The sequence below is a fragment of the Micromonospora sp. URMC 105 genome, assembly GCF_051386295.1.
Taxonomy (GTDB): domain Bacteria; phylum Actinomycetota; class Actinomycetes; order Mycobacteriales; family Micromonosporaceae; genus Micromonospora.
Genome location: NZ_JBPQTL010000141.1, coordinates 1 through 10,784, shown reverse-complemented (window position 1 = coordinate 10,784; position 10,784 = coordinate 1). Strand labels below are relative to the sequence as shown.

Sequence of the window (10,784 nt, the reverse complement as noted above, 5' to 3'; positions counted from 1 at the left end):
GGAGTCGCGCTGGCGCTCGGGGCGGGGGCACCGCCACCCTGACCGCCGGCGCTCGGCGACGAGGTCACCTTGGGTGCGGCGCTGCCCGACGGCTTCGGGGACGCGCTCCCCGACGGCTTCGGCGACGCGCTGCCCGACGGCACCGGGGCGGCGCTGCCGGAGGGGGCCGGGGTCGCCGCCGGGGCGGCGACCGCGCCGCTGCCGTCCGCCGCCTTGAGCACCTTGCGGAAGCGCAGCTCGGCGGCGCTGCCGACGTCGGTCAGCTCACGGTTCTGACCGGGCAGGGAGATGACGATGTTCCGGTTGCCCTCGGTGACCACCTCGGCCTCGGCCACGCCGTAGGCGTTGACCCGGCTCTCGATGATCTGGCGCGCCTCTTCGAGATTCTCCGAGGTCGGGGGCTTGCCGTCGAGGCTGTTGGTGGCCTCCAGCGTGAGCCGGGTGCCGCCGATCAGGTCCAGGCCGAGCCGCGGCTCCAGCCGGTCCTTCCAGCCGCCGCTGGCGCCGCCCGAGAAGAACACCAAAAGATAGAGGACGACGAAGATGAGCCCGAGTACGGCGAGCTGCCGCCCGGGGCGCATCTGTCCCTGAGGTGGTGCCACGGCTGTCCTGTCTCCCTGTAACGGTCGCGCCGCCGGTGGGGGCGGCGATGTCGGGCCCGGGGTCCGAGCCGACGTGCTCTGCGGGGCCGGCGCCCGCCCGTCGGCACGGCGTACCGCCACCGACGCGGGGGCGTCGGTCGGGGGCGCGTGCCGGCGTCGGGCGTCGACCCACCTGTTCAGTTGTCACGGTCCGCCCGCCGCTCCCAGGGAAGGGCGGGCGGGGCGTTCTACTCCTTGACGGCGTCCGCCGCGTCCTCGGTGACCGGCTCGGTCGACTCGGTGCGCGGGGCCTGGTTGACCACCCGGGCGATGGCCGGCCGGGCGTAGCGGGTCTGGACGCCCGGGGCGACCTCGAGCAGCACGGTGTCGTCGTCCACACCGGTGACCGTGCCGTAGAGCCCGCCGATGGTGACGACCTCGTCACCCGGGGCCAGCGCGGACTGCATGGCCTCGGCTTCGCGCCGCCGCTTCTGCTGCGGGCGGATCATCATGAAGTACATGACGCCGAAGAGCAGGGCGATCATGAGGATCGGCGTGAGACCGCCGGCTCCCCCGCCGCCCGCTGCTGCGTAAACCACGGTGTGTGACCTTCCCATTGGCCCCCGGCTCGGCACGAGGGTGCCGGAGCGGAGGCGGATTCTCACGTCCTGTACAGACCGCGGCGAGTCTAATCCCTGCACCTGGGAACGCCGAATGCGGTACAGATCACGTTCACATCACGGCTGATCCGGTGCGGCGGAGAACAGATCGGGCACGGAAGTGGTGTCGGTGCCAAATGTACCATTTGGTGGCGTACGGCCCAGATGACGCCAGGCCGCCTCGGTGGCGACCCGCCCGCGCGGCGTGCGGGCGAGCAGACCGGCCCGGACCAGGAACGGCTCGCAGACCTCCTCGACGGTGTCCGGCTGCTCCCCCACCGCCACGGCCAGGGTGGAGAGCCCGACCGGGCCACCCCGGAACGAGTCGACCAGGGCGGTCAGCACCGCCCGGTCCAGCCGGTCCAGGCCGAGCGCGTCCACGTCGTACACGGTCAGGGCCGCCTGGGCGGTCTCCAGGGTGACCACACCCTCGGCCCGGACCTCGGCGAAGTCCCGGACCCGGCGCAGCAGCCGGTTGGCGATCCGGGGGGTGCCCCGCGACCGGCCGGCGATCTCGATCGCCCCGTCGTCGGTGATCGGCACGCCGAGGATCCGCGCCGAACGGTGCAGCAGCGCCTCCAGGTCGGCCGGGGCGTAGAAGTCCAGGTGCGCCACGAAGCCGAACCGGTCGCGCATCGGGCCGGTCAGCAGCCCGGACCGGGTGGTCGCGCCGACCAGGGTGAACGGCTCCACGTCCAGCGGGATCGCGGTCGCGCCGGGCCCCTTGCCGACCACCACGTCGACCCGGAAGTCCTCCATCGCGCTGTAGAGCAGCTCCTCGGCCGGCTTGGCGATCCGGTGGATCTCGTCGATGAAGAGCACGTCGCCCTCGGCGAGGCTGGTCAGGATGGCCGCCAGGTCGCCGGAGCGCTCGATGGCCGGACCGCTGGTCACCCGGATGCCGGCGCCCAGTTCGGCGGCGACGATGTTGGCGAGCGTCGTGTTGTGCACGACGAAGTCGTTCACGGTGAAGGTGTGGTCGCCGTCGACGGTCAGGCACCGGCACTCGTGCAAGCCGGCCCGCTCGACCGAGACCACCCGGTCGGCCGCCAGCCGCTCCTCGAAGCGGTCGCGGCGTGGCGCCCACTCGGCGAGCCGCGTGCCCCGCTCACCGATCACCGTGACCCGCTGCACGAACCGCGCCACGTCGTCCTGGCTGGTGATGCTGAGTCGCCACGACTCGTGGGGCCGGCCCTGACAGCGGCCACGCTTGAGCTTGAGCCGGGACTGGATGCCCAACCGCAGCAGGAGATGCTGCACGTCCGCGAGCAGCCCCCGCGAGACGCTGTAGTACTCGACGACGAGGTCGTAGCGGTCACGTCCGCGCCGGCTGACACTGCCGTCGCAGGCGAAGTACGCCCCCAGAAAGGCTGCCACCTGCCAGCTGTCGCCGCGGTAGACGAACTCGGGTACGCGCTTCTGCCAGGCGTTCTTGTCGAGGAGCCCGTGCTCGGCCAGCCACGGCCGGAGTCCCGAGATCCTGATGAGCGAACTCCGGGCGCTGTTGGGCCTCGTGTTGTGGGTGTAGCCGAGGCGGTCACACGTCGACCGGAAGTCGGCGAGCACGTCCTCGTCGCCGCCGGTGAAGGTCACCTGATTGGTCGTGCAGCCGTCCCCGATGAGGTAGCCGGCGAGCTTGAACTCGTCGACCTCCTCGGTGCCGTCCGAGACGAGCTCCGGACACAGCACGTTGGCGACGTAGTCCTGCGCCGTCAGGTCTCCGGCCTTCACCCACCCGTCCGGCGTCCAGAACGGGTGGTCAGGTGCGGCGACCACCTCCCGGCCGCTGGCGGTCTGGATCCGGACCGAGTCCAACTCGCCCTGCTCGTGGACGGCGGTCACCGTCGCGCCTTCTCCGGTGCGGGTGATCACGCGGTCCCCCTCCGCGATGTCCCCCAGCCGCCGCCGCGACCCGTCCTCCAGCAGCACCAGGGCGTCGACCGAGACGGGCTTTCCGAGGCCAGGCGGGCCTGACAACAGGATGTGGTCGGGCGGGGAGCCGCGCCGCATCGCGCCCTGCAGCAGCAGGTCGAGCTGGTCGCGGACCCGGTGCTGGGCGATGAACTCCGCCAGCCGCTTCGGCCGGACGCTGGCCTCCGCGTCCAGCTCGGCGTCGTTGACGTACGCCGAGACCAGACCGTCGCCGCTCATCGGGTCCGGCCCAGCAGTCGGATGGCCTGCTTCAGCAGGACCGGCACCGGCGGGGTGGGTCCGTCGACGGTCTCCGCGACCGCCGCCACCGCCTGGTCGGCCTGCCCGGCCGTCCAGCCCAGCCCGACCAGCGCCTGGCGGACCTGCTCCGGCCAGGCGCCGGCGGTGACCCCGGCCGCGCCGTCGGCGCCGACCGGCACCGGGCCGATCCGGTCGCGCAGCTCCAGAACCAGCCGTTCCGCGCCCTTCTTGCCGATGCCCGGCACCCGGGTCAGCGCGGCGGTGTCGGCGTTGGCGATGGCCTTGCGGACCGCGTCCGGGGTGTGCACGGCGAGCACCGCCTGGGCCAGCCGGGGCCCCACCCCGCTGGCCGTCTGAAGCAGCTCGAACAGCTGCTTGGCGTCGTCGTCGGCGAAGCCGTAGAGGGTGAGCGAGTCCTCCCGGACGACCAGGCTGGTGGCGAGCCGGGCCGGCTGACCGACCCGCAGGTCGGCGAGCGTGCCCGGGGCGCACTGCACCGCCAGGCCGATGCCGCCCACCTCCACCACCGCGTGGTCCGGACCGGTCGCGGTCACCGTGCCGCGCACGCTGGCGATCATCGTGCTCCTCCTCGTCGGACCCGGTCGGCGGCGGCGGCCAGCTTCGACCGGGTGCCGCCCCGCCACACGTGACAGATGGCCAGGGCCAGGGCGTCGGCGGCGTCGGCCGGCTTCGGCGGCTCGGGCAGCCGCAGCAGCCGGGTCACCATGGCCGTCATCTGCCGCTTGTCGGCCTGACCGGAACCGGTCACGGCCGCCTTCACCTCGCTCGGCGTGTACGTCTGCACCGGCAGCCCGGCGCGCGCCCCGGCGAGCACGGCGATCCCGCTGGCCTGGGCGGTGCCCATCACCGTGCGGACGTTGTGCTGGCTGAAGACCCGCTCGACGGCGACGGCGTCCGGCCGGTGCTCGGCGACCAGGTCGGTGAGCGACCGGTCCAGGTGCAGCAGGCGCAGCGGCAGGTCGTCGGCCGGGTCGGTGTAGACGACGTAGTAGGCGATCAGGGTGCAGGGCCGCCCCGGCACGCCCTCGACCACGCCGACTCCGCACCGGGTCAGCCCCGGGTCGACGCCGAGCACGCGCACGCCGCCTCCTCCCCCAAGCCGCCAGCAGTACGTGTGTTCGACACCCTACTGGTCGGCCCGGCACGGCACCCGGGGGGACACGCCGCCGTGCCGTCGCGGCGACGCGTGTTCCCCACCACGCCGCTACAGCCGGGCGTGGTCGACCTGCACGACGACGCTGACCACGTCGCCGTCGTCCTTGCCGGCCCGGATCCGCGCCGGCACCGCCAGCAGCCAGCCGGCCGCCCGGTCCCGCCAGATGCTGGTGGACCAGATGCGACCGTCCACGGTGGCGGTCACCGGGACCCGGCCGAACGGACCAGCGGTGCCGGGCGCGTGCTCCTCGGGCACCGGGGCGAAGACCCATCCGCCGGCGCCCGGCCAGCGGACCAGCGCCGCCGAGAAGCCGGCCCCACCGGCCGGGACCTGGTCGGGGCCGCCCGGCGGCACGCCTGTCGTCACTGCCACCTCCCGCCGCCCGGGACGGCCAGGAGTGGCCGGCCGGACGTCGTCACCGTGCCACGCACCACCGACAGTCCCGCCCGCCACAGACCGGCGTAGGGCCGATGCCGGTACGCCCACACAGAACGGGGGGCGAGTATGTGTCGCCGCCCCATGTGCCGCCGGCCACATAGCTCGTAACTTCTTGCGCCATGACGGCAGAACCCGTGGCGGTCCCCCACGTCGTACACGTCGACCTCTCCGGTCGTAGCGCCCTGGTGACCGGTGGTGGCAGTGGCATCGGCCGGGCGTGTGCCCTGCGCCTGGCGGAGGCCGGCGCGAAGGTGCTGGTGGTGGACCGCAACCTGGACGCGGCCAAGGCGGTCGCCGTCGAGGCCGGCGCCCGCGCCGAGGGGGTCGACCTGGCGGACCTGGCGGCCGTGGACCGGCTCGACACCGACGTCGACATCGTGGTCAACAACGCCGGGCTCCAGCACGTCGCGCCGGTGCAGGACTTCCCCACCGAGCGCTTCTCCCACCTGCACCGGGTGATGGTGGAGGCGCCGTTCCAGATCATCCGGCGGGCGCTGCCGCACATGTACGCCCGGGGCTGGGGTCGCATCGTCAACATCTCCTCCGTGCACGGGCTGCGCGCCTCGCCGTACAAGGCGGCGTACGTGTCGGCCAAGCACGCCCTGGAGGGGCTGTCCAAGGTCGTCGCCCTGGAGGGCGCCGCGCACGGGGTCACCGCCAACTGCATCAACCCGGCGTACGTGCGGACCGCGCTGGTGGAGAGCCAGGTCGCCGACCAGGCGGCCACCCACGGCATCGGCGAGGAGGAGGTGATCGAGAAGATCATGCTGGCCCGGGCGGCGATCAAGCGGCTGATCGAGCCGGACGAGGTCGCCGAACTGCTGGCGTACCTCTGCTCGCCGCCGGCGGCCTTCATCACCGGCGCCTCGATCGCCCTCGACGGGGGCTGGACGGCCAACTAGTGGCTGCCCGCACAATGAGCGTCATGTCGTCGCCGGTCGAGTTTCTGGAGCTGCTCGCCCGGGAGGCGGCGGCGGTCGAGTTCGAGGGCCCGCTGGTCGCCGCCCGGGCCGCCGGACTGCCCGCCGACCGGCTCGCCGAACTGGAACAGGCCAAGACGGTGGCGCTGCGCGTCCGCGCGCTGCTGGAACGCCGCCGCCGCCGGGAGACCGAGCTCTCCGGGCTGTACGACACGGTCAGCGACCTGGCCGGGCTGCGCGACCTGGACGACGTGCTGCGGGCCATCGTGCACCGGGCCCGGCACCTGCTCGGCGCCGACGTCGCCTACATGACCCTCAACGACGACGAGCGCGGCGACACCTACATGCGGGTCACCGACGGCTCGGTCTCGGCCCGGTTCCAGCGGCTGCGGCTCCCGATGGGCGCCGGCCTCGGCGGCCTGGTGGCCCAGTCCGGCGCCCCCTACGTCACGGCCAACTACCCGGAGGACGACCGCTTCCACCACACCGGCGAGATCGACGCCGGGGTGGGTGAGGAGGGGCTGGTGGCGATCCTCGGGGTGCCGCTGCGGCTCGGCTCGACCTCGATCGGCGTCCTCTACGCCGCCAACCGCTCGGCCCGGCCGTTCGTGCGCGAGGAGGTGGCCCTGCTGGTGTCGCTGGCCGCGCACGCCGCGGTGGCGATCGACACCGCGCGGCTGCTCGCCGAGACCCGCTCGGCGCTGGAGGAGCTCTCCGCGGCCAACACCACCATCCGGGCGCACAGCAGCTCGGTGGAGCGGGCCGCCGCCGCGCACGACCGGATGACGGCGCTGGTGCTGCGCGGCGGCGGGGTGGAGGACGTGGCGGCGGCGGTCACCGAGGTGCTCGGCGGGGCGCTGCTGGCGCTGGACTCGGAAGGACGGCTGCTGGCCCGGGTCGGCGAGATCGAGGAGCCGGACCGGGCGGACATGGTGGAGGCGGTGGCCGCGTCGCGGACCGAGGGGCGCAGCGTCCGCCGCGGCCCCCTCTGGTACGCCGCGGTGGTCGCCGGCGCGGAGAACCTGGGCGCGCTGGTGCTGCGCCCGGACGACGACCTGGTCGACGCCGACCAGCGCATCCTGGAACGGGCCGCGCTGGTGACGGCGCTGCTGCTGCTGTTCCGCCGCACGGTCGCCGAGGCGGAGGGACGGGTCCGCGGCGAGCTGCTCGACGACCTGATCGCCCGGCCGCTGCGGGACACCGACGCGCTGCGCAACCGGGCCCGCCGGCTCGGGGTCGACCTGGACGCGCCGCACGTGCTGGTGGCGGTCGGCGACGACGCGATCGCCGCGACCGGGTCGGCCCGGCTGCGGGTGCTCTCCTGGGCCACCACGTACGCCTCGACCCGGGGTGGCCTGGCGGCGGCGCGCGACGGGCGGGTGGTGCTGATGCTGCCCGGCCGGGACGCCGGCGGCAGTGCCCGCGCGGTGGCCCGGGACCTGTCGAGGGTGACCGGCCGGCCGGTGACCGCCGGGGCGAGCGGCCCGGCGTCCGGGCCGTCGGCGCTGGCCGCCACGTTCACCGAGGCGGACCGCTGCCTCACCGCGCTCGGCGCGCTCGGCCGGGCCGGCGAGGGGGCGAGCACCGCCGAGCTGGGTTTCGTCGGGCTGCTCCTCGGCACGGTCGGCGACCAGGGTGAACGGGACGTCGCCCGGTTCCTGACCGCGACGGTGGGGCCGGTGCTCGACTACGACGCGCGGCGCGGCACCGCGCTGGTGCGGACGTTGGAGGCGTACTTCGGGGTGGGCGGCAGCCTGGCCCGGGCCGCCGAGCAGCTGCACGTGCACGTCAACACGGTCACCCAGCGGCTGGAGCGGGTCGGGCAGCTGCTCGGCGCGGACTGGCAGAAGCCGGAGCGGGCGCTGGAGGTGCAGCTGGCGCTGCGCCTGCACCGGCTGCGCGCGCCCGCGAGCTGAGTGGGCGCCCTCAGCGGGCCCGGATGCCCTCCAGCACGCCGTCGACGATCCGCTCGGGAAGGATCTTGTCGTCCAGTTCGGGGTGCCAGCGCAGCATCCGCTGCACCAGCATCGGCCCGGTGAGCAGCGCCATCGTCACCTCGACGTCGAGGTCCGCGCGGAGCTCGCCGGTGCGGATCCCGCGCCGCAGCACGTCGCGCATCAGCTGCCGGCGGGGCTCGATGATGTTCTGGTAGAGCTGGAAGTGGTCCGGGCTGCGGTTCACCTCGGGCACCAGGCAGGGCATGATCTTCACGGCGCGGGGGTCGATGTTGTGCCCGACCGCGCCGACCAGCAGCACCAGGTCGTCGCGGACGGAGTGCCCGGCCGGCTGCGGCAGGATCCCCTTGAGCCGGCGCAGCGCGTCGAGCAGCAGCGCGTCCTTGCCCGGCCAGCGCCGGTAGATGGTGGCCTTGCCGACTCCGGCGCGGGAGGCGATCGCCTCGATCGACAGCGCCTCGATGGTGCTGCCCTCGGCGAGCAGGTCGAGCGTGGCCTCGATGATGGCCTCGTCCGCGCGGACGCTCCGCGGTCGCCCGGGCGACCGCGGAGCGTCTGCGGTGGAAGTCATGTCGGACATTATCCCCGAGCCTATGCCGTTCCGGCCAACTCCCGTTCGCCCACCACCGGCGGGGCGGTGGGCACCTCGGCGGTCCGGCCGGGCATCCAGCGCAGCACGATGAGGATGCCGAGGGCGGCCACCACCGCGGAGAGCGCCGCCGCCCAGTGCATGGCCGAGACGAACGAGTCGTTGGCCGCCGCGATCAGCTTCGGCGCCGCCGGCCCGAGCTGACCCGCCGCCGCGTACGCGCCGGAGATGGACTCGTTGGCGGCGTCACGGGCCGGGGCGGGAAGGCCGTCGACCGCCGAGGCGACGTCCTCGCGGTAGACCGCGGAGAGCACCGAGCCGAGCACGGCCACGCCGAGCGCGCCGGCGACCTGCCGCACCGTGTTGCTGACGGCCGAGCCCACACCGGCCTTCTCCCGGGGCAGCGCCGACATGATCGACTCGGTGGCCGGCGGCATGATGTTGGCCATCCCGGCGCCCTGGAGGAAGAAGAAGACCAGGACCACCCAGATCGGCGTGCTCGCGTCGACGAAGGCGAACGCGCCCAGCGCCACCACGGTCAGCGTCAGCCCGACCACCGCGACCGCCTTGCCGCCGTAGCGGCGGACCATGGCGGCGCTGCGCGGGGCGAAGATCAGCTGGGCGCCGGCGAAGGGCAGGAAGAGCAGGCCGGTCTCCAGCGGGCTGTAGCCGCGGACCAGCTGGAGGTAGAAGGAGCTGAAGAACATGACGCCCATCGCGGCGAAGAAGACCAGCCCGACGATGGCCACCGGGGCGGCGAAGCGGGGCACCCGGAACAGCCGGACGTCCAGCGACGGGTGGTCGCTGCGCCGCTCGTGGGCGACGAACCAGGCCAGTACCGCCAGGCCACCGGCGACGGACGCCCACACCACCGGCCGGTCGAAGCCGTGCTCGCCGCCGTCAATGATGCCGTAGGTCAGCGCGACCAGACCCACCACCGACAGCAGGACGCCGAGCAGGTCCACCCGGCCCGGCTGCGGATCGCGGGACTCCGGCACCAGCAGGGCCACCAGGACCACGCCGGCCACCACCACCGGAACGTTGATCAGGAAGACCGAGCCCCACCAGTAGTGCTCCAGCAGGGCGCCGCCCAGGATCGGGCCGATCGCCACGGCGAGGCCGACCGCACCGGCCCAGACGCCGATCGCCCGGCCCCGTTCCCGGGGGTCGAAGACGTTGGAGATGATCGACAGGGTCACCGGCATGATCGCCGCGCCGCCGACACCCATCAGCGCGCGGGCCGCGATCAACTGGCCGGGATCCTGCGCGTACGCCGAGAGCAGCGACGCCAGGCCGAACAGCGCGAGCCCGATCATCAGGAAGCGGCGGCGGCCGAAGCGGTCACCGAGCACGCCGAAGGTGAAGAGCAGCCCGGCGAAGACCAGCGTGTAGGAGTTGATCGACCACTCCAGCTCGCCCTGGCTGGCGCCGAGACCGTGCACCGGGTCGGCGAGGGTACGCAGCGCGACGTTGAGGATGGTGTTGTCGAGGACGACGACGAGCAGGCTGATCACCAGCACCGCGAGGATCGCCCACCGCCTCGGGTGTCCCGTGTTCTCGTGCGGTTCCATGTGTCCGCTCTCTCCCCCCGGCTCCCGTGCCGCAAATACGATACGAACCAGACTCGTAATGCGCTGAGCGTAGAGCTTCGAGTTTCGATACGGAACCGAGTCGTATCGTATGTGTCGGCGGTCACGCCGCCGGTCTCGCCGTGCCACCGTGCCGTCGCGCCTCGCGGCCGCCCGCGTTCGGCTGGTCGGTGCCGCTCCTGCGCCCCGCCGAGCTCCGGTTCGACCCGGCTGGGGCCGTTGTCCGGTTCGGCACCGTCGGCCCCCGGGATTCCGCGCTGCGGGCGGGCGCCCGGCCCCGGGGTTGCCAGATGTCGGACTACGGCCTGGAATGGGCGGAACGTCGCCTGACCGGCGGCACCCCGGGGGCGGAATGGCGACGGGGCCGGGGTCGTTACATCACCTGGACGACCGCAGCAGCGAGCCCCGCTGGCCTGGCCGACGGGGATGCGAGCCCCCGGGAATGGGGGCGGGAAGCGGGTCGTTACATCACCTGGACGACCGCAGCAGCAGCCTCCCGCCCCGGTTCGATGACGGGGTGCGCAGCCCCGGAATGACGACGGGCCGCCGGTCGTTACACCTGAACCCCGGCGCCGTGAGCCCCCCGGCTCCCGATGACCTGCCGGGCAATGACTTTTCCCTTGTGAATTGAGCGCCCTTGTTGTGGTGCTTGCACCCGCTCGACCCCCCGGTCGAGGCGGTGGTGCCGACCCCCGCATTGGAGC

The 10,784-nt window shown here is 73.6% G+C and carries 9 protein-coding genes and 2 pseudogenes; 2 read left to right on the top strand and 9 right to left on the bottom strand.

What is annotated here, in order from left to right; all coding sequences use genetic code 11:
* From ACSNN7_RS27330 to ACSNN7_RS27300, 7 genes and pseudogenes are all read right to left on the bottom strand, one after another.
* A pseudogene (locus tag ACSNN7_RS27330) lies at positions 1–602 on the bottom strand (protein translocase subunit SecD); the annotation flags it as partial.
* Positions 603–829: 227 nt separating this feature from the next.
* On the bottom strand, positions 830–1,198 hold the full coding sequence (gene yajC, locus ACSNN7_RS27325; protein ID WP_436683901.1) for a preprotein translocase subunit YajC: 369 nt from the start codon (positions 1,196–1,198) through the stop codon (positions 830–832).
* A 120-nt stretch (positions 1,199–1,318) separates the two neighbouring features.
* Positions 1,319–3,082 carry a Holliday junction branch migration DNA helicase RuvB gene (ruvB, locus tag ACSNN7_RS27320; protein WP_436683902.1) on the bottom strand — a complete coding sequence of 588 codons (1,764 nt, stop codon included), beginning with the start codon at positions 3,080–3,082 and terminating at the stop codon, positions 1,319–1,321.
* A gap of 108 nt (positions 3,083–3,190) precedes the next feature.
* Positions 3,191–3,391, bottom strand: a pseudogene (locus ACSNN7_RS27315) (Holliday junction branch migration DNA helicase RuvB); the annotation flags it as partial.
* A complete protein-coding gene (gene ruvA, locus ACSNN7_RS27310; protein ID WP_334455367.1) occupies positions 3,388–3,990 on the bottom strand; it encodes a Holliday junction branch migration protein RuvA in 603 nt (200 codons plus the stop codon). The pseudogene ACSNN7_RS27315 and the gene ruvA, both read right to left, overlap by 4 nt.
* The gene (gene ruvC, locus ACSNN7_RS27305) at positions 3,987–4,514 is read right to left on the bottom strand and encodes a crossover junction endodeoxyribonuclease RuvC (RefSeq protein WP_436683899.1); all 528 of its coding nucleotides are present in this window, start codon (positions 4,512–4,514) and stop codon (positions 3,987–3,989) included. The genes ruvA and ruvC overlap by 4 nt, the downstream gene beginning before the upstream one ends.
* 123 nt (positions 4,515–4,637) lie before the next feature.
* Positions 4,638–4,955, bottom strand: coding sequence for a DUF1905 domain-containing protein (locus ACSNN7_RS27300; RefSeq protein WP_436683898.1), 318 nt, complete (start codon positions 4,953–4,955; stop codon positions 4,638–4,640).
* A 191-nt stretch (positions 4,956–5,146) separates the two neighbouring features.
* On the opposite strand from ACSNN7_RS27300, the gene ACSNN7_RS27295 reads away from it, so the two are divergent.
* Complete coding sequence (locus ACSNN7_RS27295) at positions 5,147–5,929, top strand: 3-hydroxybutyrate dehydrogenase (RefSeq protein WP_436683897.1); 783 nt, start codon at positions 5,147–5,149, stop codon at positions 5,927–5,929.
* Between the two features lie 14 nt (positions 5,930–5,943).
* On the top strand, positions 5,944–7,863 hold the full coding sequence (locus ACSNN7_RS27290) for a helix-turn-helix domain-containing protein (RefSeq protein WP_436683895.1): 1,920 nt from the start codon (positions 5,944–5,946) through the stop codon (positions 7,861–7,863).
* A 10-nt stretch (positions 7,864–7,873) separates the two neighbouring features.
* Here the strand turns inward: ACSNN7_RS27290 and ACSNN7_RS27285 are convergent, their stop codons facing one another.
* Both ACSNN7_RS27285 and ACSNN7_RS27280 read right to left on the bottom strand, forming a co-directional pair.
* On the bottom strand, positions 7,874–8,482 hold the full coding sequence (locus ACSNN7_RS27285) for a TetR/AcrR family transcriptional regulator (RefSeq protein WP_436683893.1): 609 nt from the start codon (positions 8,480–8,482) through the stop codon (positions 7,874–7,876).
* A gap of 11 nt (positions 8,483–8,493) precedes the next feature.
* Positions 8,494–10,062: an MFS transporter gene (locus tag ACSNN7_RS27280; protein WP_436683892.1), complete on the bottom strand. Its 1,569-nt coding sequence runs from the start codon at positions 10,060–10,062 to the stop codon at positions 8,494–8,496.
* Positions 10,063–10,784: the final 722 nt, after the last annotated feature.